Raw genomic sequence first — 24,839 nt, forward strand, 5'->3', positions numbered from 1 at the left:
ACTGTCCTCCGGGACCCGCTCAACCGGTGCATTCACGCCCGGGCATGCCGGCCCCTTTGCTCACTATTTCCGATATACCGGAAGCACCGTGCTGCCCCGCCGCTGACGAAGTGTTGGCAGCGGCCGCGTGGTGCTGATGGAACTCCTTTTTGTCTTCAAGTTAGGGTACGTGGTGGACCTCACCCTCATGGTGGCGCTGGTGATTGCGCTCGCATTATTCTTCGACTTCACCAACGGTTTTCACGACACCGCCAACGCAATGGCAACCCCCATTGCCACCGGCGCCATCAAGCCGAAGAACGCTGTGGCGCTGGCCGCAGTGCTGAACCTGGTGGGCGCTTTCCTGTCCACTGAAGTGGCCAAGACCATTTCCGGCGGAATTATCAGGGAAGGTGAGGGCGGCATCCAGATCACTCCGGTCATGATCTTTGCCGGTCTGCTGGGTGCGGTGATCTGGAATCTGATCACCTGGCTGCTTGGCCTGCCCAGCAGCTCTTCGCATGCCCTGTTCGGCGGCCTGATCGGCGCCGCAATCATCGGCGCCGGCTTCGGATCCGTGGACTACTCCGTGCTGCTGTCGAAGGTGATCCTGCCGGCGTTCATCGCTCCGGCCATAGCCCTGTCCGTGGCCTACCTGGCCACCCGCCTGGCGTACTCCATCACCCGCCGGCACGATCAGGAATCGGGAGACAAGCTGCCCCGCAAGCGCGGCGGCTTCCGCTACGCGCAGATCTTCTCCTCGTCGCTGGTGGCCCTGGCGCACGGCACCAACGACGCCCAGAAGACCATGGGTGTTATCACCCTGGTACTCATTTCCGCCGGCTCGCAGGCTGTGGGAACCGGGCCGGTGTTCTGGGTTGTCGCTGCCTGTGCGATCGCGATTGCGGCCGGCACCTATGCCGGCGGCTGGCGCATCATCCGCACCATGGGCACCGGCCTGACGGACGTCAAGCCTGCCCAGGGCTTCGCCGCTGAGACCAGCACCGCCGCGGCCATCCTGACCTCGACGCATCTCGGCATGGCCCTGTCCACCACGCAGGTTGCCTCGGGATCGGTCATCGGTTCCGGGCTGGGCCGCAAGGGAGCCGAAGTCCGCTGGGGAACTGCACGCCGGATCGCCGGAGGCTGGCTGCTGACCCTGCCCGCCGCCGCCGTCATGGGTGCCGCTGCCGCCCTCCTCGCGAGCACCGGCCCGGTGGGCGTCACGATTGACGGCATCCTGGGCCTGGCCATCATCCTGTTCATCTTCCTGTGGTCCCGCCGTAACCGTGTGGGCCACGACAACGCCGTAAGCAACATCGACAACGCCGGTGGAGCCGTCAAGATCAACAAGCGCAAATCCCGTTCACAGGGACGCGCCGCCGCCGCCCGCAACACCAAGGTCAAGGAAACGTCCAAATGAGCATCAACTGGGTCGCTTACCTCATCGTCGCCGGAATCACCCTGCTGTCCACGCTCCTCGTTGTCGGGCTGTACTCCACCGGTGTGCGGCTCTACGCCGTTGCCTCGGACCGGAACCCCGGACCGGAGGCCAAGAGCCGGCTGGCGCTGGTCAAGGCCGGGGCCTACGCATGCTTCACGGTGTGCGGCGCAGCGGTACTCTTTGGCATCTACCTGATTGTTCCCGCGCTGCACGGCTGAAAGCCGGTACGCCACAGCCTGAGCCACCACCCCCAGGAGACGCCCGATGGTCATGCCCCGGAATCTGTTCCTTGTCCGGCACGGACAGAGCGAAGCGAACGTCATGCAGCGGGCTTCGAAGGCCGGTGATCCGAGCCTCTACACCGAAGAAACGACGACGGTCCCGGACCGCTCCTGGCGTCTGACCGAACTTGGGGTGCAGCAGGCCAAGGTTGCGGGCGAGTGGATCGCCGGGCTGGGAATCGGGTTCGACCGCGCCCTTGTCTCCACCTACACCCGGGCGCGTGAAACTGCGGCGCACCTCGCCCTTGATGTCCGGTGGGAAGAAAACCGGGTGATCCGCGAGCGTTCCTGGGGTGAAATCGGGTCAATGTCGAAGCAGGATTTCGCGCGGAAGTACTCGCAGAATGCTGCCTACCGCGACAACGACCCGCTGTACTGGGCTCCGCCGGCCGGTGAATCCATCGCCAATGTCGCTGAGAACCGGGTCCGGAACATCCTGAGCACCCTGCACCGCGAAAACGCCCGCGACAACGTCCTCATGGTGACCCACGGTGAATTCATGTGGGCGACGCGGCTCGTACTGGAACGCTGGAGCGACGAAGAGTTCCTGGACCGTGACGCCGACAGGGAGCAGATGATCCACAACTGCACCGTCCTGCAATACTCCAGCACCGATCCGGACAGCCGGAACAACGTCCGGGACAAGCTCAGCTGGGTCCGCCGCTGCTGGCCCGTCCTGATCGACGGGGAGTGGACAATGTTTGTTGGCGGGTGGGAAGAGTTTGACCGCACCTACTACACCGGCAGGGACCTCCTGGACAAGGTTGAATCCAACCGGCATTTCCTGCAGGGATCGTTCGGCAGCTGAGCGGTCCGCCCGGCGCATTTTTCGGCAGGCACACCAAAGCCCGGCGGCGGAGCCTTAACAGGCCCGCCGCCGGGCTTTTTGACACACCGCGTACACCGGTTCGGGATCGGCTACGAAGCTGCGGCGTACTCCGGGTAGTCGGTGTAGCCGGCGGGGCCATGGGAGTAGAAGGTGGACGGGTCCGGAGTGTTCAGCGGGAGGTCTTCCTCCCAGCGGCGGACCAGGTCCGGGTTGGCAATGACGGGACGTCCAACGGCTACGCAGTCGCCCAAGTCATCTTCCATGTACCGGATGGCTTCTTCCCGGGTGGTCAGGATGCCGAAGCCGGAGTTCAGCAGAACCGGACCAGCGAAAGTCCTGCGCAGTTCCTGCACGAGGATATCGGCCGGGTCCCGGTGCAGGATGCTGAGGAAGGCCGGCTTCAACGGCGCAATGGCGGTGACGAGAGCGGTGTACGTCGCCAGGACATCCGCGGGGTTGGTTTCCAGGACTCCCTGGATGTTGTTTTCGGGGGAGATCCGCAGGCCGGTCCGGTCCGCGCCGATGGCCTCGGCCACTGCCCGGTAGACCTCGATAACGAAGCGTGCCCGGTTCTCCGGCGACCCGCCGTACATGTCGGTGCGCTGGTTGGAGTCCGGGGACAGGAACTCGTGCAGCAGATAACCGTTGGCGCTGTGCAGTTCAACGCCGTCGAACCCTGCCGCCATCGCGGCGCGGGCAGCTGCGACGAACTCCGCGGTGATGGCGGGAAGCTCGGCAGTGGCGAGTGCGTGCGGGACCGGGTACGGCTGCTTGCCCTCATAGGTGCGGGTCATGCCGTCGACGGCGATGGCACTGGGCGCCACAACCCGGCGGCCGCCGTTGATGCCGGAGTGCGTCACCCGCCCGGCGTTCATCAGCTGGGCCACGATGCGTCCTCCGGCGGCGTGGACGGCGTCTGTCACGTTCTTCCAGCCCGATATCTGCTCTTCGGTAACCAGCCCGGGCTGCCACGGGAACCCCTGTCCCTCGTAGGAGGTGTAGGTGCCTTCGGCCACAATCAGGCCCATGGAGGCGCGCTGCGCGTAGTGCTCCGCCATCAGCGCGTTGGGGACGCCGTGCCGGCCGCTGCGTGTGCGGGTCAGCGGTGCCATGACCAGGCGGTTGGGCATATCGATGCTGCCGAGGGTAAACGGTGAGAAGAGATTCAAGGAGGAAGGTTCCTTCCATAGTGCGCAGCCGGTGTATTACTGACGGCACCGGCCGCGGGTGAATAAGCTGTCCATTTCGCCCAACCCGGAGCGGCCGATAAGTATTCCTGGGCATGGGATACCTCACCCGGCGCTTCTGCCGGTGTTTTTACCCGGCGCCCCGGCTAGCATGGCGGCATGGTCAGAACGCTCTATTACGTGGCAGCGTCGCTGGACGGGTTCCTGATCGAGGGGGAAAACCACGCCGGAGGACGGAATCCGGGGGAGCGGACGCGGGAGTCCGGGGCCTCCCCGTTTGGCGATCCATCCTTCCCGGAGTTTCTGCGTGGTGTTGGCGCCGTGGCGATGGGTGCCCGGACCTACCGGGACTTTTTGGCGGACGCGGCATCATGGCCCTACGGAAAAATCCCGGTCTGGGTATTCACCCACCACGAATTTCCCGGCATCCCCGGCGCCGATATCACTTTTATCCGCGGCGAGGCCGCGGAATTCCATCCGGACATTGTGCATGACGCCGGTGAAAAGGATGTCCTGCTGGCCGGAGGCGGAAATATCGCCGGACAATTCATGGACGAGGGCCTGATCGATGAAATGGTCCTCACCGTGGTGCCCGTTGCGTTGGGCAGCGGCCGGCCGGTGCTCCCGGTGGGCAGTGTCACGAAACCGGCTGTGCTGCTGGAGACCCGTTCCGTGGGTGAGGGGCTGGTGCAGCTGCACTACGCCTTCGGCCCGGGGGAGCAGCCGGTGCCGAAGTGACCGGTAACCACAGCCCGGCCGATGAGGTGCTGCTCCAGGGGGATGGGTGGACCGAGGTCCACCGGAGAGGGAACTCGGTCCATCGGCCCGTACGCCCGCAAACAGCCACAGTGCATGCGTTCCTGGCGCATATCCACGGGCGCGGCTTCACGGGCGCACCCCGCCCCCTCGGGTACGACGCCAAGGGCCGGGAGGTCTTGAGCTATGTCGAGGGTGACGTGCCAACGGAGCCCCTGCCGGCCTGGGCTGTTGGGGAAGCACAACTGGCTGAGCTGGCCCGGCTGATTCGCCGGGCACACGATGCCGCGGAAGGATGGTCCGCGCCATCGGATGCTGTTTTCGGAACCATCCCGGGACCCCCGCAGCCGGGGCTTGAGCCGCTGTTCGCCGAGCCGGAACTGGTGGCCCACCAGGACTACTGTCCGGGGAACGTGGTTTTCCGCGGGGGTTTGCCGGCGGCGTTGATCGACTTCGATCTGGTGCGGCCCACAACGCGGGTGACCGACGCCGTCAACGCCTTATATTGGTGGGCGCCGCTGTGTCACCCGCAGGACCGCGGGCCTGGCTTCTCCGGCGTCGATGTGGCACGCCGGGTGCGGATCTTTGCCGACGCCTACGGGATGGATGCGGTCCAGCGGGGCGGGATTGTCGACGCCGCACTGCGTCGCCAGCGAAACTCCGCCATCACCATGAAGGCGGCTGCCGAGACGGATCCGGTGTTTCGCCGCTGGTGGGATGAAGGGCTGAAGGACAAGCTGCCCCGGGCGGAAAGCTGGTTGACCGCGAATGCCGAGGCGCTGCGGAAGGCTTTGACGTAGCGCTCTGAAGCAGGTGCGCTTCGCTACCGGACGTCGCGGAGCATGTTGGTCATCCGGGCCGTGCTCAGGCGGCGTCCCTGCTCATCCGTCATGACGATTTCGTGCGTTACCAGGGTATTCCCGAGATGGATCGCCGTAGCCGTTCCCGTGACGGTGCCGGAGGAAATGGAACGGTGGTGCGTCGCTCCAATTTCGATGCCCAGGGCCTGGCGGCCCGGACCGGCGTGAATTGCGGCGCCAAAGGAGCCAAGCGTTTCGGCGAGAACCATGTGGGCGCCGCCGTGCAGGATTCCGGCCACCTGCTCGTTGCCCTCAACGGGCATCGTTGCGACCATCCGCTCCGCCGTCATCTCCACAAAGTGGATACCCAGCTTCTCCACCAGCCGCCCGACGCCGTTGGTGCTTAGCCACCCGTGCATCTCAGGGGGGACACCCGCTGCATTCAGCTGGTCGGTGAAGGCGTTGGGTGCCTGGGACGGGGCGCCGTTGCCCGGCGTGAAATTGTCGCTCATGCCAACTAGGCTTACATCTGTGAGTGAATCTACCAAACTGGCCGATATCCAAGCAGAAATCCCTGCCGAACCCGTTCTTGAAGGGACCGTGGAACCCGCGTCCGAGGGACTCGGAACCGCTACGGCGGGAGGCCACAACCGGCTGCTGGTGATCGACGGACATTCCATGGCGTTCCGTGCCTTCTACGCGCTGCCGGCCGAGAACTTCTCCACGGACACCGGCCAGCACACCAACGCGGTGTACGGATTCACCTCCATGCTGATCAACCTCATCAAGGAAGAGAAGCCCACCCACCTTGCGGTGGCCTTTGACCTGGATACCCCCACGTTCCGCTCCGAGGAATACACGGAATACAAGGGCGGGCGCAACAAGACGCCGGAGGAGTTCCACGGCCAGGTGGACCTCATCATCAAGGTGATGGAAGCCATGCGCATTCCCACCCTCTCCATGGACGGCTACGAAGCCGACGACATCCTGGCGACGCTGGCCGAAAAAGCCTCCGCCCGGAACTGGGACGTCATGGTGGTGTCCGGTGACCGTGACGCCTTCCAGCTGGTGGATGACCACGTCACCGTCTTTTATCCCAAAAAGGGCGTATCGGACCTGCCGCGCATGGATGCGGCGGCCGTGGAGGCAAAGTACCTTGTACCGCCGGACAAGTACTCCGACCTGGCCGCGCTCGTCGGCGAATCCGCAGACAACCTTCCGGGCGTGCCCGGTGTCGGCCCCAAGACCGCCGCGAAATGGATTAAGCAGTACGGCGGCCTCGAGGGCATCCTGGAGAACCTCGACAGCATCAAGGGCAAGGTGGGCGACTCGCTCCGCGCCAACATTGAGGACGTCAAGCGCAACCGCCGCCTGAACCGCCTGCTGCGGGACCTTGACCTGCCGGTGGACCTGGACGCCATGTCCGCACGCCGCCCGGACCGCGAGGCCATTGAGGAGCTCTTCGACGCGCTGCAGTTCAACGCGCTCCGCAAACGCCTGTTCGAAATTTACGGCGAGGAGGAGAGTGCCTCCACCGGCCACGAGCTGACCCCTCCGGAACACACCGTCATTACCGACGCCGTCAGCCTGAAGGACTGGATTGCCTCCACCAACCAGGCCAAGACCGCCGTTCAGCTGGTCACCGAAGGTGCGGCTGCGGGGCGCGACGTCGTCGGGCTGGCCTTGGTCACCAACACCGTTGCCGCCTACGTTCCGCTGACTGAAATTGACGCTGACGCCGAGCAGGTGCTCGCCGGCTGGCTGTCCGACCTGGACGCACCCAAGGTTGTCCATGACTTCAAGGAAGCGTACAAGGCCCTGGCTGCACGCGGCCTGCACCTGGCCGGCGAGGTCGACGACACCACCATCTCGGGATACCTGATCCAGCCGGACCGGCGCAGCTACGACCTTCCGGACCTGAGCCAGCACCACCTGAAGATGTCACTGACCCCGGCGGCTGCCGGCAGCAACCAGCTGCAGCTTCAGCTCGAAGAGGTGGATGTTGCGGGCCCCGCGGTGAAGGAAGCCTTCGCCGCACTGCAGCTCAGCGACCACTTTGCCGGACAGCTGGTGGAGCGCGGAGCCAACCAGCTCCTGGGCGGACTGGAGCTGCCGCTGTCCGAGGTTCTGGCGGAAATGGAGCTCGCCGGCATCGCGGTCAGCACCGAAAAACTGGACCGGCTGCTGGATGACTTCAGCGCCACGATCGCCCAGGCCAGCAGCGAAGCGTTTGGCATCATCGGCAAGGAGATCAACCTCGGTTCGCCCAAGCAGCTGCAGGTGGTCCTCTTTGACGAACTCGGGCTGCCCAAGACCAAGAAGATCAAAACCGGATACTCCACGGACGCCGACGCGCTGACGGACCTGATGGTGAAGACCGGCGGGCATCCGTTCCTCGCGAACCTGATGGCCTACCGCGACGCCACCAAGCTGCGCCAGACCGTTGAGGGGCTGCGCAAGGCAGTGTCCGACGACGGCCGCGTCCACACCACCTACGTCCAGACGGCGGCGGCCACCGGGCGGCTGTCCTCCACCAACCCGAACCTGCAGAACATTCCCATCCGTTCCGAAGAGGGCCGGCGCATCCGGGAAGTCTTTACCGTGGGCGAGGGCTACGAAACCCTGCTGACCGCCGACTACTCACAGGTGGAAATGCGGATCATGGCCCACCTTTCCGGGGACGAGGGCCTCATCCAGGCCTTCCGCGACGGCGAGGACCTGCACCGGTTTGTCGGCGCGCACATCTTTGGCGTGCCGCCGGAGGAAGTCACCAGCGCCATGCGGTCCAAGGTCAAGGCCATGTCCTACGGCCTCGTGTACGGCCTGAGCTCGTTCGGGCTGTCCAAGCAGCTGGCCATCCCGGTGGACGAGGCCCGGACCCTGATGCGGGACTACTTCGACCGCTTCGGCGCGGTGCGCGATTACCTGCGCGGCGTGGTCGAGCAGGCCCGCAAGGACGGCTTCACCTCCACCATCGAGGGCCGCCGCCGCTACCTGCCGGACCTGTCCAGCGACAACCGGCAGCTGCGCGAAATGGCCGAACGCGCCGCCCTGAACGCCCCGATCCAGGGTTCCGCGGCGGACATCATCAAGAAGGCCATGCTCGGCGTTGACGCCCAGCTGAAGGCCCAGGGGCTGAAATCCCGGATGCTGCTGCAGGTTCATGATGAACTGGTGCTCGAAGTCGCCCCCGGGGAACGGGACGCGGTGGAGAAGCTGGTCCGCGAAGAGATGGGGTCCGCGGCGGACCTGTCAGTTCCGCTGGATGTCTCAGTGGGCGTCGGCGTGAGCTGGCACGAAGCCGGACACTAAACCGGGCCGCGCTAAACGGCCCAAAAAACCACAGGGGGATCATGCAGACGGATACCGGACTACGAATGGAGTCCTTCGCGCCCGGATACGTTGACGCTGATCCCTCTGCCGCCGATACCAGGACCACCAACTGGTTCGAGGCCGTTCGGCTGGGGTTCCACGAACACCGGGCCGACCCGGCGCGCCTGGCCGCCATGGTCGATGCCTATCGGCGGGACGGCCGCGTCCTGACCTCCGTGTACGACGACGGGGCGCCGGACTTTGCCTGGGATGCATCAGTTCCGGTGGCCACCTACGCCACCATGGTCAATACCCTGAATGTGGGCGGCGGGCAGCTGCTGCCGGCACATCTGGTGACCTGCGTGACGGTCCGCCCCACGCACCGCCGGCGCGGCATCCTGCGCAGGATGATCACCACCGATCTTGCCCGCGCCAAGGAATCCGGCCTGGCCCTGGCTGCGCTGACGGCGTCCGAAGCCACCATTTACGGGCGGTTCGGCTTCGGGGCCGCCACCTCGGCGGCGAGCATTGCCGTGGATGTGCGGGCCGGTCTCCCGTTCCGGACCGCAGCCACCGGCACCGCCGTGATTGCCGACAGCGCCAAACTGCAGGAGCTGGCACCGGAGATCTTTCGGGTGCACCAGGCGCGGACCCTGGGTGCTCTCGGCAGGCAGCATGCGTACGCGCTGCGCGCGTCGGGGGCCTGGAGTGAGCACAGCAGTGAACCGGACAAGGCGCTGCGGAGCATCATCCACTACGACGCCGCCGGCATCCCCGACGGCTACGCCACCTACAAGTTCAAAGGCTGGGACACGCAGCCGGAAACCATCAAAGTCGTGGATCTCATTGCCGCCACGGACGAGGCCTACCGCGAACTCTGGCGCTGCCTGGGCTCCATTGACCTGGTGGACCGGCTGGCTTTCGACGTTGCGCCGGTTTCGGATCCGCTGCCCTGGATGCTGGCCGACCGCCGGCGCCACCGCGTGACCGGTGTGGAGGACGTGCTGTGGCTGCGGATCCTGGACACCGCGGCGGCCCTTGAGTCCCGGCACTACACGGGCAGCGGCGCCGTCGTCCTGACCGTGGTGGATCCGCTGGGCCTGGCCGGCGGTGTCTGGCACCTGAGTGCGGACGGTGGACGCGGGTCCGTGACGGCGCTGGCCGGTGACCGGGCGCCGTCGGATATTCCTTCAGTGGAGCTCGATGCCGACGCCCTGGGATCGCTGTATTTGGGCGGCGTAAGCGCCCGGACGCTGGCCGCGACCGGGGGAATACGCGGCAGCGCGGAGGCGTTGGACACTCTTGATGTGCTCTTTACCGCGCCAACGATGCCTTACTGCAACACGCATTTCTGATTACCCGCGTCAAAGTACCCCGGGTGCTTTGACCTGAGTTGCGCGCTGCGGCTAGACTGATCTGGCGCGTAATTGCGCAGTAAGTTACCAATTCTGTCCATCTCCGGACAAACAAGCACTGTCTTGAGGCAGGCCCGAACGGCTGCTCTGAGTTCGGTGGGAGCGCATCCGGAATACAAAACAACTTCCACATCGGAGTCCCAACTACATGACCATCACCACCACCGAGAAGTCCGGTACCCCGCAGGTCGCTATCAACGACATCGGTACTGCCGAGGACTTCCTCGCCGCCATTGACGCAACGATCAAGTACTTCAACGACGGCGATCTCGTCGAAGGTACCGTCGTCAAGGTTGACCGCGACGAGGTCCTGCTCGACATCGGTTACAAGACCGAGGGTGTCATCCCTTCCCGTGAGCTTTCCATCAAGCACGACGTTGATCCCGGAGACGTAGTTTCCGTTGGCGATCTGGTCGAAGCTTTGGTTCTCACCAAGGAAGACAAAGAAGGCCGCCTGATTCTCTCCAAGAAGCGCGCACAGTACGAGCGCGCCTGGGGCGACATCGAGAAGGTCAAGGAAGAAGACGGCGTCGTTACCGGTACCGTCATCGAGGTTGTCAAGGGTGGCCTCATCCTGGACATCGGCCTGCGCGGCTTCCTGCCGGCCTCCCTCGTCGAGATGCGTCGTGTCCGCGACCTGGCTCCGTACATCGGCCAGCAGATCGAAGCCAAGATCATCGAACTGGACAAGAACCGCAACAACGTTGTTCTGTCCCGCCGTGCATGGCTCGAGCAGACGCAGTCCGAGGTTCGCTCCACGTTCCTCAACAAGCTGGAAAAGGGCCAGGTTCGTCCGGGCGTTGTTTCCTCCATCGTCAACTTCGGTGCCTTCGTGGACCTGGGCGGCGTAGACGGTCTCGTCCACGTTTCCGAGCTGTCCTGGAAGCACATCGACCACCCCTCCGAGGTCGTTGAAGTTGGCCAGGAAGTCACCGTTGAGGTTCTGGAAGTTGACCTCGACCGCGAGCGTGTCTCCCTGTCGCTGAAGGCTACGCAGGAAGATCCGTGGCAGACCTTCGCCCGCACCCACGCCCTGGGCCAGGTTGTGCCGGGTAAGGTCACCAAGCTGGTTCCGTTCGGTGCGTTCGTTCGCGTCGAAGACGGCATCGAGGGCCTGGTCCACATCTCCGAGCTGGCAGTCCGCCACGTAGAGCTGGCCGAGCAGGTTGTTTCCGTTGGAGACGAACTGTTCGTCAAGGTCATCGACATCGACCTCGAGCGTCGCCGCATCTCCCTGTCGCTGAAGCAGGCCAACGAGGGTGTAGACCCCGAGGGCACCGAGTTCGACCCGGCTCTGTACGGCATGGCCGCAGAGTACGACGAAGCCGGCAACTACAAGTACCCGGAGGGCTTCGACCCCGAGTCCAACGAATGGCTCGAAGGCTACGAGACCCAGCGTGCCGCTTGGGAGCAGCAGTACGCTGACGCCCAGGCCCGTTGGGAAGCCCACAAGAAGCAGGTTGCACAGCACGCTTCCGAGGACATCGCAGCTGCTTCGGACACGTCCGAATCCGGCACCACGAGCTACTCCTCCGAGCCGGCCGTTGCTGAGACGGGTGCCGGCACGCTGGCTTCCGACGAAGCACTTGCCGCTCTGCGCGAGAAGCTCACGGGCAACTAATTTCCCGGTGTGCCAATTGATCGGTTGAACTAACCGGTTGAAATAGCCAAAAAAGCAGGCCCCCACTTTGGTGGGGGCCTGCTTTTTGCGTGCTGGGTTTTGCGTTAGCTGTTCGTGTGTTCGGTGTGTTCGGGGTGGACGTTTCGGGGCTAGTGCCGTGCGTCGTTGGCGTACCGCAGGCCAAGCTGGGCACGCACGCCGTCGAGCAGCTCCATGGTCCGCAGCGTGTCCGCCAGCGGCATGGTGGGGCTTTCGGTCAGGCCCTGCTGGATGCAGCGGGTGACCTCCCGCAGCTGGTAGGTGTAGCCGGCTCCCGCGGGGTCGAACGTTTCGACGCGCTCTCCCTCCGGGCCGTGCACGTGCAGTTCCGTGGGATTGGGCAGGTGCCCGCCTCCGGTCCTCAGCCACCCGCCGCTGCAGGCGATGGTGGCGCTGCCCGGTCCCGAGGCTGCGAGCGACGACGACAGCTGGGCGTGCCGGCCGTCGTCGTACCGCAGGGTCAGGGCGTTCTGGATGTCCACTCCGCTGTCGTTGAGGACCCCGGCCGCGGTGACGCCGTCGGGGAAGCCCAGGGCACCGAACGCCCAGGTCAGCGTGTAGACGGAAAGATCCAGCAGCGCACCGCCGCCGGCGGCCGGATCCCACAGCCGGCTGGCCGGGTCCGAAGGGGCGGTAAACCCGAGGTCGGCCTGCACCCAGGACGGTGTGCCGAGCTCGCCGGAGGCCAGGATGTCCCAGGCCCGGTTGGTGCTGGGCAGGAACCTGGTCCACAGCGCTTCCATCAGGAACAGGTTCCGGGCACGGGCCAGGTCGATGAGTTCGGCCGCCTCAGCCGCGCTTACCGTGAACGGCTTCTCGCACAACACGTGCTTGCCGTGCTCCAGGGCGCTTTTGGCGACGTCGTAGTGCTGGGCATGCGGTGTGGTGATGTAGACGACGTCCACGGCGGGGTCCGCAAACATCGCCTCAAAACCGGACACCCCGTCCGAATCGGAATACGAGGACGCGAACCCGAAACGTTCGGCGAAACCGGACGCCTTCGCGGCGCTGCGCGAGCTGACCGCGTACAGGACGGAATCCTCGAGCAGGGCGATGTCGCCGGTGACCTTGCCGGCGATCCCACCGGTGGCGACCACGCCCCAGTTCAACGGGCGGCCGGTCGAGGCCAGGGGAGAGGGTGCGCCTTCTTCGGCGCAGGGCGGACGGACAAAGTGCCGTTGCTCAGTGGTGAGGGTCATGCGGACTTCAGCTCCTAGGCGGACTCGCGGACAACAAGGGAAGTGGGCAGCCGGTGGATGCGTTCAGCCGGGCGGCCTTCGATCAGTTCCACCAGCAGCTCGGCCATTTTCTCGCCCAGTGCGGCAATTGGATGGTGGATAGTGGTCAGCGCGGGGCTGAGGCTGGTGGCGTAGTAATCGTCGTCGAAGCCGACGACGGCGATGTCCTCCGGGATCCGCAGCCCGCGTTCCTTGATGACCGAGTACGCGCCGGCAGCCATCTGGTCATTGGCGGCAAAAAGACCGTCCAATGGCTTCCCCCGGTCCAGGAGGCGGCGCATGGCCGCAGCGCCCGAAGTCACCGTGAAGTCACCCGTTTCCACCAGCGCGTCGTCGAGGCCGGCCGCAGCCAGGGAGGAACGCCAGCCGGCGAGCCGGTCCACGCCGGGCGGCATGTCCTGCGGACCGGCAATGGTGGCGATATGACGGCGGCCGTCCCTGATGAGCCGGGTGGTGGCGTCAACGGCGCCTTCCTCGTTGTCCACCTCCACGAAGTAGCTGTCGGATACATCCATCAGGGGGCGGCCGGCAAACACCAGCGGCAGGGAGCCGTTCAGGTGCGCCCAGGAATGGTCCCCGCTGTGGTGGGAGACCACCAGGACGCCGTCCACGTTGCCGCCCAGCAGGTACCGGCGGGTTTTCTCCGGGTTCGACTCCGACGAGGTGACCATGTTCAGCATGTAGTCGGTGGTGTTCAGGTAGCGGGCAACGCCCTCCACCACGGTGGCGAAAAACGGATCCGCAAAGACCTTGGACGTGGATTCCGGAACCAGCAGTGTCACGGTGTAGGTCCGCCGGCTGGCCAGGGTGCGCGCCGCGCGGTTGGGCACGTAGTTCAGCGTGCGCACGGCCTGCTCCACGGAACGCGCCAGATGCGGGTCAACTGACGGTGCCCCGTTGACCACGCGGGAGACTGTCGCCCGGGACACCCCTGCCAGGGCCGCCACCATTTCAAGCGTGGGGGCGGGTCTGACAGAGCCGGAATCGGTGCTCACTGTATTCTCCCTGCACTGTTGGTCCGGGTGTGCGGCTGGCTTTCCACTGTACCGGTCCTCACACGGCGGGGGCCGCGGTGCGGCTGGCTGCAATCAAGCGGCTGTAGGCAAGGCCGCTGTCCTTGATTATCCGGTCCTGCGTTTCATAATCAACCCGGACAATCCCGAAGCGTTTGCTGTAACCCCAGGACCATTCGAAGTTGTCCAGCAGCGACCAGACAAAGTAGCCGCGGACGTCGGCTCCGGCGTGGATCGCCCGGCCCACCGCATCAATATGGTCGAGGATGTACTGGGTGCGCTCGGGGTCCGGCACCGTTCCTTCCGGGCTGACGGCGTCGTCGTACGCCGCGCCGTTTTCGGTCACATACAGCGGGGGGAGTGTCGGATATTCCTCGCCAAGCCTCACCAGGAGTTTGCGGAGGCCGTCGGGGTTCACTTCCCAGTCCATGGCGGTGCGCGGCAGGCCACGGCTCGGGAAGGTGATGTGCTCGGCTCCGATCCAGCAGGAGGCTGCTTCCTTGCCGGCGCCTCCGCCGTGGCCGTCAGCGCCGGTGGTGTCCGGATGACCGCTGATCATGTCGTCGTGGTAATGATTGACGCCCAGGAAGTCGATGGGCGCTCCGATAATGTCCAGGTCTCCGGGCTTGATCACTTCTCCCAGCCCAAAGGGCTCCAGGTCCGCCAGCGTGTCCTCCGGATACCTGCCCCGCAGGATGGGATCAAGGAAGATTCGGTTCTGCAGCGAATCGAAGAGCCGGGCCGCTTCCAGATCCACCGGATCATTCGGATCGCGGGGGATGGAGTTGCTCAAATTCAGGGTGATGCCCAGATTTTCCGCGCCCCGGCTGCGCAGCTCATTCACGGCCAGGCCGTGGGCGAGGTGCTGGTGGTGGACGGCGGCAATTGCTGCCCGCGGTTCCTGGCGGCCCGGGGCATGGACTCCGGAGCCGTAGCCCAGCAGCGAGGAGCAGAAAGGCTCATTGAACGTGGTCCAGTGACGCACCCGGTCGCCCAGGGCGGAGTAGACGTCATTGGCATAGTCCACGAACCGGTGTGCGGTGTCCCGGTTGGCCCAACCGCCCTTTTCTTCCAGCGCCTGCGGAAGGTCCCAGTGGTAAAGGGTGAGCCACGGCAGGATGCCGGCCTCGAGCAGTTCATCCACCAGCCTGGAGTAGAAGTCCAGTCCCTTGGCGTTGGTGCTGCCGCCACCGGGACGGACCCGCGCCCAGCTGGTGGAAAAACGGTAGGAGTCCAGTCCCAGGTCCTTCATGATGGCCACGTCCGCCGGCATCCGGTGGTAGTGATCCACGGCCACGGCGGGAGTGTCTCCCGCCAGGACGTTTCCGGGAGCGGCGGCAAAGGCGTCCCATACGGAGTCCTCCTTGCCGTCTTCGCGGGCCGCGCCCTCCACCTGGGCCGCGGCGGTTGCCGATCCCCAGATAAAGCCGGCCGGCCAGGTGTTCTCCACCGGGATGTTGATTGTCATTAGCCCTTCACTGCTCCCTGCATAATTCCGGAAATAAGTTGTTTGCCTGCCAGCACAAAGAGAACCAGCAGGGGGATGGTAGCCAGCACCGCGCCGGTCAGCACCACTGAGTAATCCACGTAGCGGGCCGAGGACAGCTGGCTGAGCGCGGTCTGGAGCGTGGGATTGTTGGCGTTGAGAACCAGCAGCGGCCAGAGGAAATCGGTCCAGGCCATCATGAACGTGAACAGGCCCAGGATGGCCATCGCCGGCTTGGAAGCGGGCAAAGCCACGTGCCAGAAAGTCCTGATCATGTTGGCCCCGTCCATGCGGGCGGATTCGATCAGTTCATCCGGGATCACGTCCACCAGGTACTGCCGCATGAAGAAGACGCCGAACGCCGTGACAAGCGTGGGAACAATTACCGCACCAATTTCACCGGTCCAGCCCAGGGTCCTCATCACCATGAAGAGCGGGATGATGCCCAGCTGGGTGGGGATGGCCATGGTGGCTACCACCGCGACCATCAGGACGCCGTTGCCGCGGAACCGCAGCTTGGCGAAGGCATAGCCGGCCAGGGTGGAAAAGGTCACCACTGACACGGTGATGATGGTGGAGATCAGGATGCTGTTCCAGAGCGCGGTCCAGAACGGGATGGTGCCAAAGACCTCCGCGGCGTTGTTCCAGAAGTTGCCTCCCGGCAGCAGCGGTGGCCATTCCAGGCCCAGCGCCGCATTGGTCCGGCTCCCGACGACGACGGACCACCACAGCGGATAGGAGGAGCCCAGGAAGAAGGCCAGGAGGAGCCCGTACGTCAGGTAGCCGGGCTTCAGCCCGTTGCCGAAGATCCGCTGGCGCAGCGGCCGTCCGGGGTGGGCGGGCGTGGAGGCTTTGCTCCCCGCCGTGTTCTTTTCCAGGATGCTCATTTGCGTTTCCCTTCGGCGCGGCGCTTCGCCCGGTTTGAGGGCGTCTTGGCATCGGCTGACGCAATCCGTTTGGAGATGGAGAAGTTGACGATTCCGATGATCACAATCAGCAGGAACAACAGCCAGGCAATGGCGGATGCCTTGCCGAAGTTCGACCGCTGGAAACCCATCTCCCAGAGATAGAGCACGGTGGTCTGGAACTGGCGCTGGGCGCCGCCGGGATCCGTGGGATCGAAGAGCCGCGGTTCGGCGAAGATCTGCAGTCCGCCAATGGTGGAGGTGATGATCACGAAGATCATGGTGGGCCGGATGCTCGGCAGCGTGATGCTGAAGAAGCGGCGGAAGGCTCCGGCGCCGTCGATCGCCGCCGACTCGTAAATGTCGCGGGGAACCGCCTGCATGGCGGCGAGGAGGATCAGCGCGTTGTAGCCGGTCCACCGCCAGTTCACCATGGTGGCAATCGCGATGTGGCTCGGCAGGGTATCGGTCCGCCACATGATCGGATCAATGCCGAAGTTACCGAGCAGGTTGTTGATCAGTCCCTGGTCCTCGCCGAACATGTTGGTGAAGATCATGGCAACCGCCACCGGGGTGACGACGTAGGGCAGGAGGACGCTCATGCGCCAGAACGTCTTGGCCCTCAGGTTCTGATCCAGGACGGCGGCGATGAACAGGGCACCGATGAGCTGTGGAATGGCGGAGAGCAGGAAGATGCTCATCGTGTTCCCCAGCGAGTTCCAGAAGAACCGGTCCTGCAGGACTTCGGTGAAGTTGTTCAGCCCCACAAATTCGCCCTGGCCCTTGAGCAGGTGCCAGTCGTGCAGCGAGACGAAGAACGTGTAGACGAGCGGGAAGAGGCCCACCAGCGCAAAGAGCAGGAAGAAGGGGGAGATGTACAGGTACGGGGAGTACTTGAGGTCCCAGCCGCTGAGGCGGTATTTGAACGGGGACTTGGTCTTGGGCGGCGGCGCCGCCGGGGCAGGGCGTTTGAGGGTAACGGTCATGACGTTCTCGCAGTCCATCTGGGGGGCCTCCGGCAAACTGCCGGAGGCCCCGCGTTCGACGATTTGCTAGTTGTTGACTACGAGCTCGTTCAGGAGCTTCATGGCCTCGTTCCAGGAGGCTTCACCGTCAGTGGTGCCGGCATCAAGCTGGCCCAGTGCGGCGCTGAAGACCTTGTCCTGGATGATTGAGTCCTCCGGACCCTTGAACTGCGCCTTCACGCCTTCCGCACGGGAGGCGAGGATGGCACCGGTGGGGGCGTTGTTGAACAGTTCGTTCGGTGCGGCTTCTGCAGCGAGCTGCTCCTGGGCCTCAAGCGTGCTGGGGAAGTTGTTGGCGGCTGCACTCTGCTTGACCTGCTGCTCGGGTGCGGTCAGCCAGGCTGCAAGCTTGGCGGCTTCTTCCTTGTGCTCCGAAGTCTCCGGGACGGAGAGGAAAGCGCCGCCCCAGTTGGAAGCTCCGCCGGGGAATACATCGGCGAAGTCCCAGCCTGCTTCTGCGCCCGCACCTGCGGATTCGAGCTGGGTCTTGATGGTGCCGAGCATCCAGCCCGGGCAGACGAAGGTTGCGAAGGATCCGTCGGTGAAGGCCTTGCCCTTGCCCCAGTCCCACTTCTTCTCGTTGGCGGACAGGCCGGACTCGGTGTTTTCGGCCAGCTGCAGGAACTGCTCCTTCATCTCGGCGTTATCCTCGATGTTCAGCTCACCGTCGGCGGTGTAGTAGCCCTCCTCCATCTGGTTCACCATGGAGTTCCAAACGAAGCCCGACTGGTCGTACCAGGCCAGGCCGGTCTTGTCCTTGTACTGCTGGCCAACTTCGAAGTACTTTTCCCAGGTGGCGTCTTTTCCACCGAAGAGTTCGGCAACTGCTTCACGGTCGCTGGGCAGTCCGGCGGCTTCGAACAGCTTGCCGTTGTAGCAGAGGCCCTGGGGGCCGATGTCCGTTCCGTAGCCGATAACCCGGCCGTCGGAGTCGGTGCCCTGGTTGTACTTCCAATCGACCCAGTTGTCCTTGATGTCTTCCGCGCCGTATTCGTTGAGGTCAACGAACTGGTCGGACACTTCCATGATCGAACCCAGCCAGCCTTCTTCGATGGCCACGACATCGCTCAGGCCGGATCCGGCGGACAGCTTCGTGAAGGCGTCGGTGCGGGCATTCTCGCCGCGGTCGATGTTGTTGGGATTGATCTTGATGCCGGGGTTGGCATCTTCGTATTCGGCATACAGATCGTCGTAGCCGAAGGTTCCGAAGGTCGTGACGCTCAGCTCGACGGGATTGTCGGCGCTGGCGGCTTCCTGGTCGCCTCCGCCGCAGCCTACAGCGAGCAGCGCCACTGCGGCGGCACCTGCGATTGCCGCTGCGGGGTATCGGAAATTCTTCACGGTCACTCCTTTGTGTGTGGGTGGAGCAGTAGATATCCCGGGCAGTGGACCGTGCGTCGTGGAACTTATGAGGCCTGATCGACGGAAGCGGGAAGAGGGATAGCTGGAAATTAGATAGCTGGAACAGAGTCGTACGCTCGGGCGGAATCCGGTGTTATGCCGAACCCCCTGCTGAGAGAGCGCTCTCTTGACTTCTCCATCACACTAGAAGTGATCGGCGTCACTGTCAAGAGAGCGCTCTCTGGAATATTTTCGAACGAGGCGCGGCCAGCGGCGGGCCGCCGGAGCGGGTTAAAGCTCAGTCGGGTAGGTCTACGATCCAGGGGTTGCCTTTGTGGGTGGCTGTGCCTTGGTGAAACGAGGTTGAGGATTTCGCGACTGCCGAAGGCTACGCAGCGTGGCTCACCTATCGGTGCGTATAACGATCGGTTTACAAGACTAAGCCGCCGGCCACGCGGTGCAGCCAAACCGTGCCGTTCTCCGCTGCGGCTCGCACCCGAGGCCTGTCCGAGGTGCGGTTTGTTCGCGAAGGAACGCCAATAAGGTCAGCCAGTCGTGTGCCCCGTAACCACTTTCCAAGCCTTCCGGTTTGATCCGGACAGGCCCTGTATTGCTGCCCGTGCGGCGGCCGCGCCCTGCTCACGGAGATCCTGGTACACGGAAGTCAGGCCTTTGGCCGTACCGGCAGCGGATGCGTCCCAGCCTGTCAGGGCAAGTTGGGCGGGCACAGCGATTCCCTGTGCTTCGACCGCTTGGAGGGCTCCGAGAGCCAGTTCATCACTCATCGCGAGGAACACATCTGGCTTGTCGGGTTGATTCAGCAGTCTTAGCGCGGCCTGCTCTCCGTCAGTGAGGGTGTTGGTCGAGCAGAAAGCCACCTGGATTCCGTTCCAGTCGAACCCGACAGCGGTAACTGCGTCTTTGAAACCCTGCAGCCTGTTGCGGGTGACCGGAAAGGTTGAATCGAAGGGATCGGGCCCACTGTCGAGTGTTTCGATGCGTTCCCTGGTGGAGGGGAAGGCGATGACTGCGGGCCGCCGGCTTCCACGGAGCCCAAGCGCAGCAATTGCGCGGGCTGCTGCCTGATCATCGATTCCCACCACGCCAAACCCTTCCCGTTCCGGGCCTGCATGAACAACAACAGGTTTGCCGGTCAGGCTCAGCGCCTCGAGCACCGGGTCATCATCGGTGGTAGTCCACACCACAAACCCATCGACAGCCGCTGCACGGATCCTTTGGCTGTCATCGGCTGACCCGTTGCTGGGAAGAATGGTCATTGCCAGCCGGTGTTGGGCACAGACATCGGCGATGCCCGCCAAGAAACGGGCCGCTTGAGGGTCCTCGAAAGCGTAGGGCAGCGTCTCTCCAAGCACGACGCCGAGGGCTCCGCTGGTTCCCCTGCGCAGCGAACGGGCACTCGGATCCGGTCCTGCATACCCGAGCGCTTCGGCCGCCGCGAGAACTTTCCGGCGGGAAGCAGCTGACACCCGGGACGGCTTGCTGTAGGTATACGACGCGGTCATGACTGAGACACCGGCCTGTTTGGCGACGTCGGTTAGCGTTACTCTTTCGGGGTTCCCTGGTTCTGGCATGGAACCAGTCTATGTGTGTATCGTTACACACATGACATCCCCCGCGGTTCGAGCAAAACACAAAGGCTCCAGCATCTCGTACGCCTCGTATGCCTCCTTTGCCGCCTTCGGTGTGTTCTGGGGAACGTGGGGAGCAAGCATTCCGCGGATCCGGGACCAGAGCGGTCTCACGGACGGAGAGCTGGGCACCGCCTTGCTGTTCATCGGCGCAGGCGCCCTCCCTGCCATGCTCCTGACCGGACGCCTTCTCGACCGATTCGGCATTCGGGTGACCACAGCTGCTGCGCTGAGCCTGCAGGGAGCGGCCGGTCTGTGCGTGGCCTTAACCGCCACGGGAATGACCAGCTTCAGCCTGGGCCTGCTGCTGGTTGGCGCAGCCAGCGGAGCTGCCGATGTTGCCATCAACGCAGGGGCAGGATCCGCAGAAAGGGTGATGGCCCGGCCGGTGATCACCCGATCCCACGGCACCTTCTCGGCCTTCGTTGTGGTTTCAAGCCTGCTCACCGGCGTGCTGAACAGTTTAGGGATGACACCCGCCGTCGGCTTCTCCCTGGCCGCAGCCTCAATGTTCCTCGCCGCCGGTTATCTACTGTTCGCTCTGCCGCCACAACCTGGAAACAGCCGGGATGTCCAAACATCCAAACCGGAGAGGATGGGAGTGGCCAAGGCTGCATCGGCGAGGAACTCCGCCTTTCCGCTTCTGCCGGTTGTGCTCGCGGGCCTCCTGGCAGCGCTGGCCCTTGCCGGGGAAAATGCCCATCAGAGTTGGGCGGCAGTGTTCTTTGAAGATGTCCTCGACACAGGTTCTGACCTCAGCTCCACAGCTCCTGCCATGTTCGCAGCGGTCGCTGCCGTTACCCGCTTCAGTACAGGCCGATTGAACCCGGCTCATGCCACGCGGACCGTAATCCTCGGTGCCACAGCTGCAACCGTTGGCACAGGCCTGCTCGCAGGAGCCACAAACCTCGCCGCAGCCTTGGCCGGACTCGCCGTCGCCGCAGCCGGAACGGCCGTGCTTTATCCAACCTTGCTGGGTATCGTGTCCCGTGCCTCCAGCGCAGCTGCTCAGGGACGGGCAACGTCATGGCTCGCGGCCGTCTCCTATCTGGGGTTCCTGCTTGGCCCGGTTTACGTTGGGCTCTGGTCCGAGGCAGCGGGACTGCGGGGTGCCATGATTGCTGTGGCTGCCCTCGGCGCACTTCTCCTCACCCTTGCTCCGGTCCTGCTTCGCCGGAGCACCACCGGCTCCCCAAGAAAAGGATGAACATGTTCGAAGATATGGAATGGCTGAACGAACCCCCTCACTGGGAGAATGGTGCAGACTCGCTGACTATCGAAACTGCTGCCGCAACAGATTTCTGGCGGGAAACACACTACGGGTTCACCCGCGACAGCGGGCATTTTCTCTACCGGGAAGTGGAGGGGGATTTTGTCGTTACCGCGACAGTGTTCGGAGGATTCACTTCGCTCTACGACCAGGCAGGTCTCATGATCCGGTGCGATGAGCGAACGTGGGTGAAGGCAGGCGTTGAGTACAGCGATGGTGCACTGCAGCTAAGTACCGTTATTACCAACGGCACCTCGGACTGGTCGCTAAGCCCCATGGAAGCAGGCCGTGACGCGGTAACCCTGAGGCTGACCCGCCAGGCTAACGCCATCCATGTGCAGTACCTTGAGCGCCCGGGGGCGGAGGGGCAGTGGACGAGCCTGCGCCTCGGCTATCTGCAAATAAACGGTCGGTGCCAAGTGGGTGTCATGGCCTGTTCGCCTGAACGCGGCGACCTGCATGCTGGTTTCACTGACTTCAGCATCCGCCCCTCGGCGGGTATCGACCTGCATTCCTGAAAGTCGGCAAGAAGGGGGTCCAGTATCAGGGGACATGCTGGCTGGAGGGGGTGCTGGCACACCCTTGCCTTTAGCGTCGCAAGGTCATATTGTTTTTCAATACGTATTGATAATCAATATGAGGGGGAACCATGAGCACCACTCCAGTAATAAACCGAACATCAGGGGCGTCCGTGAAGCTTTCCGTGATCGCCGTCTGGATTGTCGCAGTCCTTGCCGCGGTGGGAAGTGCCCTCGAAATCTTCACCGTCATCACGGGACGGGCGGTCTTCGCCCTGAACGGGGCTGACCCGCGGCTGCCGTTGACAAGCCTGCCCCAAATCAACCAGGCCGAGCTTCGCGAAGGGACAACCGGCTACCTCGCAGATGCCCCGGCCTGGCTGCGGGTGCTGTGCGCAACACCGGCAATGGTCTATATCCTCATTGCACTCCTTGCCGCAGTTCTCATTACCCGCGCCTTACGCGGAATCGCAGCCAGCCGGCCCTTCTCGTCCTCCGTGCGGCGCAGCATGACCGTTCTTAGCCTGATCCTCATCCTCGGCGGAATCCTCTACGGAGTACTCGACCGCATTGCCGGTCAAGCGATCTACGACGTGGCCGTCACCTTCACCCAGGGGATCCAGTTTCCGCTTGGCGCCGACTACGCCGTCACCAGTACCAACCCTGCCCGCTGGCCGTTCTTTATGATCATCACCGGGGTCGTCGGGCTTGCCCTGTCCACGGCCTTTAGGGCAGGAGCACGGCTCGAGGAAGCAGCGGATGGCCTTGTCTGAACCACGCAGGACCAAGGCTAACGACGGCGGCGTGCCGGGGGAGGATCCGGTCAAACACCGCATCGAGTGCCACCTCGACCGGGTCCTCACCCAGCGCGGCATGACGCTCACTGAACTCTCCCGGCGAACAGGAATAACCATGGCTAATCTGTCCATCCTGAAGACAAACAAGGCCAAAGCCATCCGCTTCAGCACCCTCACCGCTATCTGTGACGCTTTGGACACCACCCCAGCAGAACTGATCACCATCAAACCCCTGTAGCCAAACGCCACCGACGCGCCAGCAGGGCCAGGCACGACGCAGCCCCCCAGCCGGGGTGAGCCTTCCGGGCTAGTATCCAGCCATGACCATTGCCAACACCTACCGGGGCTTCGCGGAACTCGAAGCGCACGGCGTTTCAGACATTTATGAGGACTGGGCCCTGGGCGTCTCCATGGATCCGGAAGTCCAGGCATTGTTGGCCGGGCTTCAGCCGGCGAAGCGGCAACCGAACCTGGTGTTCGCCGCAGCCCGGGCGCAGGGGGCGCCACTGGGCAGCTACCAAAACTTCCGGCCCTGGTTGCTCGGCAATTGGCAGAAGGTGGAGCGGGTCATCCGGACCCGTTCCACCCAGACCAACGAGGCCGGCCGGTGCGCGGTCCTCCTTCCTCAACTCGCCGCCATCGAAGGGCCGGTTGCGCTGCTGGAGGTCGGAGCCTCCGCCGGGATCTGCCTGTATCCGGACCGGTACAGCTACAGCTACCAGCGGGAGGACGGGCAGGTCCGGATAGATCCTCCGCAGGCCACTGACGTGCTGCTCGAATGCGAACTGCGGGGTGAATCCACCGTCCCGACCAGGATTCCCGAAGTGATCTGGCGTGCGGGCATCGACTTGAACCCCATCGACATCACTGACCGCGGGAACCTGCAGTGGCTGGAGGCCCTCATCTGGCCTGAACATGAGGCCCGGCGCCGACGCCTCCATGCCGCCGCGGCTGTGGTCGCCGCTGATCCGCCCCTGCTCGTGGCGGGCGACCTGAACCAGGAGATTGGCAGATTGGCACGGCTGGCCCCGCCGGAGGCCACCCTGGTCATCTTCCACAGTGCCGTGCTCGTCTACCTCAGCCATCCGGAACGCCAGCAATTCGTGGACCAGGTGAGTGCCCTCGACTGCGTCTGGTTGAGCAACGAAGGCCTGCAGGTCCTGCCCGGCATTGCTGCCCGGATTACCAGTCGGACACCACCACAGGACGGTGCCTTTGTTCTGGCGAGAAACGGAGAACCGGTCGCCCTCACCGGACCCCACGGACAGTACACCCAGTCCCTGACCTGACTCGATGCCTCAGTGGCATGATGGCGCCATGACGTTTATTCCTTCCAGCGATTTGACCGCCGCGCAGTGGATCGCGGCCAGCGGTGAGCACTGGTGGAACCTGGTGACGCTGGGTCCTCCGGGATTTCCGGCGTATGCGCGGCTGCGGTTCATTGCTGATCCGTCCTACGAGGGTCAGTCCGAAAATGAGGCTGTACGCCGGGGTGGCGTCCTCCCGGATGATGACCAGCTCCGCATCGCGGCGGGAACGCTGCTGCGGCACGCGGACTCACCCGCCGAGGGATACCTGCTGATCTGGGACGGCTGGGGCGAAGAGGCGTTCCCTGAACCCATACTTCGGACACCCCGTGTGGTGGTCCCCAACCGTGAGTACTACCTGTGCAGGGTCCCGCTGCAGGGCTTCTTCTCCGGGGCGGTCAGTGACTCGTGGCAGGAGGAAACTGGCCGCCCCATGCCGGCCCCTGCCTTCATCTGGCCCTCGAACCGGACCTGGTGCATCACCTCGGACGTCGATCCCCATTGGGCCGGCATCGGAGCTGATCGGGAGCTGATCGACCAGTTACTGGCCGAACCACGTATCGACGTCGTTCCGGTGGTTGCGGATCAAAGACTGCCCTTCTACTCCTAGCGGCAGGGCGGCAGGAT

The 24,839-nt window shown here is 64.1% G+C and carries 23 protein-coding genes; 14 read left to right on the top strand and 9 right to left on the bottom strand.

The window, feature by feature from the left end:
- The first annotated feature begins 172 nt into the window (after positions 1–172).
- The 3 genes from AAE021_RS05475 to AAE021_RS05485 are packed head-to-tail and all read left to right on the top strand — an operon-like array spanning position 173 to position 2,512.
- On the top strand, positions 173–1,402 hold the full coding sequence (locus tag AAE021_RS05475) for an inorganic phosphate transporter (RefSeq protein WP_342025325.1): 1,230 nt from the start codon (positions 173–175) through the stop codon (positions 1,400–1,402).
- Positions 1,399–1,641, top strand: coding sequence for a hypothetical protein (locus AAE021_RS05480; RefSeq protein WP_342024611.1), 243 nt, complete (start codon positions 1,399–1,401; stop codon positions 1,639–1,641). Before AAE021_RS05475 ends, AAE021_RS05480 begins: the two co-directional genes overlap by 4 nt.
- Positions 1,642–1,693: 52 nt before the next feature.
- Entirely contained in the window at positions 1,694–2,512 is an 819-nt protein-coding gene (locus tag AAE021_RS05485; protein WP_342024612.1) for a histidine phosphatase family protein, read from the top strand.
- 110 nt (positions 2,513–2,622) lie between these two features.
- Here the strand turns inward: AAE021_RS05485 and AAE021_RS05490 are convergent, their stop codons facing one another.
- Positions 2,623–3,663, bottom strand: coding sequence for an alkene reductase (locus tag AAE021_RS05490; protein WP_342025326.1), 1,041 nt, complete (start codon positions 3,661–3,663; stop codon positions 2,623–2,625).
- A 216-nt stretch (positions 3,664–3,879) separates the two neighbouring features.
- Between AAE021_RS05490 and AAE021_RS05495 the strand changes: the two genes are divergently transcribed.
- Both AAE021_RS05495 and AAE021_RS05500 read left to right on the top strand, forming a co-directional pair.
- Positions 3,880–4,458: a dihydrofolate reductase family protein gene (locus AAE021_RS05495; RefSeq protein ID WP_342024613.1), complete on the top strand. Its 579-nt coding sequence runs from the start codon at positions 3,880–3,882 to the stop codon at positions 4,456–4,458.
- Between the two features lie 110 nt (positions 4,459–4,568).
- On the top strand, positions 4,569–5,276 hold the full coding sequence (locus AAE021_RS05500) for a phosphotransferase enzyme family protein (RefSeq protein WP_342024614.1): 708 nt from the start codon (positions 4,569–4,571) through the stop codon (positions 5,274–5,276).
- A 23-nt stretch (positions 5,277–5,299) separates the two neighbouring features.
- Here the strand turns inward: AAE021_RS05500 and AAE021_RS05505 are convergent, their stop codons facing one another.
- Positions 5,300–5,788 (bottom strand): hotdog fold thioesterase, encoded by a 489-nt coding sequence (locus AAE021_RS05505; RefSeq protein WP_152218093.1) that lies wholly within the window; start codon positions 5,786–5,788, stop codon positions 5,300–5,302.
- A gap of 19 nt (positions 5,789–5,807) precedes the next feature.
- Here AAE021_RS05505 and polA point away from each other — a divergent pair, with 19 nt between their 5' ends.
- From polA to rpsA, 3 genes are all read left to right on the top strand, one after another.
- Positions 5,808–8,588, top strand: coding sequence for a DNA polymerase I (gene polA / locus AAE021_RS05510; protein ID WP_425362451.1), 2,781 nt, complete (start codon positions 5,808–5,810; stop codon positions 8,586–8,588).
- A 41-nt stretch (positions 8,589–8,629) separates the two neighbouring features.
- Entirely contained in the window at positions 8,630–9,943 is a 1,314-nt protein-coding gene (locus tag AAE021_RS05515) for a GNAT family N-acetyltransferase (protein ID WP_342024615.1), read from the top strand.
- A gap of 208 nt (positions 9,944–10,151) precedes the next feature.
- A complete protein-coding gene (gene rpsA / locus AAE021_RS05520; RefSeq protein ID WP_152218096.1) occupies positions 10,152–11,624 on the top strand; it encodes a 30S ribosomal protein S1 in 1,473 nt (490 codons plus the stop codon).
- Between the two features lie 149 nt (positions 11,625–11,773).
- On the opposite strand, the gene AAE021_RS05525 is transcribed toward rpsA, so the two are convergent.
- The 7 genes from AAE021_RS05525 to AAE021_RS05555 form a co-directional block, all read right to left on the bottom strand.
- Positions 11,774–12,862, bottom strand: a complete 1,089-nt coding sequence (locus AAE021_RS05525) for a Gfo/Idh/MocA family oxidoreductase (RefSeq protein ID WP_342024616.1) — start codon at positions 12,860–12,862, stop codon at positions 11,774–11,776.
- 14 nt (positions 12,863–12,876) lie between these two features.
- Positions 12,877–13,851 (bottom strand): LacI family DNA-binding transcriptional regulator, encoded by a 975-nt coding sequence (locus tag AAE021_RS05530; RefSeq protein WP_425362469.1) that lies wholly within the window; start codon positions 13,849–13,851, stop codon positions 12,877–12,879.
- Between the two features lie 103 nt (positions 13,852–13,954).
- Positions 13,955–15,382 (bottom strand): GH1 family beta-glucosidase, encoded by a 1,428-nt coding sequence (locus tag AAE021_RS05535; protein ID WP_342024618.1) that lies wholly within the window; start codon positions 15,380–15,382, stop codon positions 13,955–13,957.
- Positions 15,382–16,287 carry a carbohydrate ABC transporter permease gene (locus AAE021_RS05540; protein ID WP_342024619.1) on the bottom strand — a complete coding sequence of 302 codons (906 nt, stop codon included), beginning with the start codon at positions 16,285–16,287 and terminating at the stop codon, positions 15,382–15,384. Before AAE021_RS05540 ends, AAE021_RS05535 begins: the two co-directional genes overlap by 1 nt.
- A complete protein-coding gene (locus AAE021_RS05545) occupies positions 16,284–17,291 on the bottom strand; it encodes a sugar ABC transporter permease (RefSeq protein ID WP_342024620.1) in 1,008 nt (335 codons plus the stop codon). Before AAE021_RS05545 ends, AAE021_RS05540 begins: the two co-directional genes overlap by 4 nt.
- A gap of 66 nt (positions 17,292–17,357) precedes the next feature.
- Positions 17,358–18,671: an ABC transporter substrate-binding protein gene (locus AAE021_RS05550; protein WP_342024621.1), complete on the bottom strand. Its 1,314-nt coding sequence runs from the start codon at positions 18,669–18,671 to the stop codon at positions 17,358–17,360.
- A 545-nt stretch (positions 18,672–19,216) separates the two neighbouring features.
- Positions 19,217–20,263, bottom strand: coding sequence for a LacI family DNA-binding transcriptional regulator (locus AAE021_RS05555; protein WP_342024622.1), 1,047 nt, complete (start codon positions 20,261–20,263; stop codon positions 19,217–19,219).
- 31 nt (positions 20,264–20,294) lie between these two features.
- Between AAE021_RS05555 and AAE021_RS05560 the strand changes: the two genes are divergently transcribed.
- The 6 genes from AAE021_RS05560 to AAE021_RS05585 all read left to right on the top strand — a co-directional run bounded on the left by AAE021_RS05560 (position 20,295) and on the right by AAE021_RS05585 (position 24,822).
- Positions 20,295–21,527: an MFS transporter gene (locus AAE021_RS05560; RefSeq protein ID WP_342024623.1), complete on the top strand. Its 1,233-nt coding sequence runs from the start codon at positions 20,295–20,297 to the stop codon at positions 21,525–21,527.
- Between the two features lie 2 nt (positions 21,528–21,529).
- Complete coding sequence (locus AAE021_RS05565; RefSeq protein WP_342024624.1) at positions 21,530–22,108, top strand: DUF1349 domain-containing protein; 579 nt, start codon at positions 21,530–21,532, stop codon at positions 22,106–22,108.
- A gap of 131 nt (positions 22,109–22,239) precedes the next feature.
- Positions 22,240–22,881: a hypothetical protein gene (locus tag AAE021_RS05570; RefSeq protein WP_342024625.1), complete on the top strand. Its 642-nt coding sequence runs from the start codon at positions 22,240–22,242 to the stop codon at positions 22,879–22,881.
- Positions 22,868–23,143, top strand: a complete 276-nt coding sequence (locus AAE021_RS05575) for a helix-turn-helix transcriptional regulator (RefSeq protein ID WP_342024626.1) — start codon at positions 22,868–22,870, stop codon at positions 23,141–23,143. Before AAE021_RS05570 ends, AAE021_RS05575 begins: the two co-directional genes overlap by 14 nt.
- An 82-nt stretch (positions 23,144–23,225) precedes the next feature.
- On the top strand, positions 23,226–24,194 hold the full coding sequence (locus AAE021_RS05580; RefSeq protein ID WP_342024627.1) for a DUF2332 domain-containing protein: 969 nt from the start codon (positions 23,226–23,228) through the stop codon (positions 24,192–24,194).
- 28 nt (positions 24,195–24,222) lie between these two features.
- Complete coding sequence (locus AAE021_RS05585; RefSeq protein WP_342024628.1) at positions 24,223–24,822, top strand: hypothetical protein; 600 nt, start codon at positions 24,223–24,225, stop codon at positions 24,820–24,822.
- Positions 24,823–24,839: the final 17 nt, after the last annotated feature.

This window comes from Arthrobacter citreus, from assembly GCF_038405225.1.
GTDB lineage: Bacteria > Actinomycetota > Actinomycetes > Actinomycetales > Micrococcaceae > Arthrobacter_B > Arthrobacter_B citreus_A.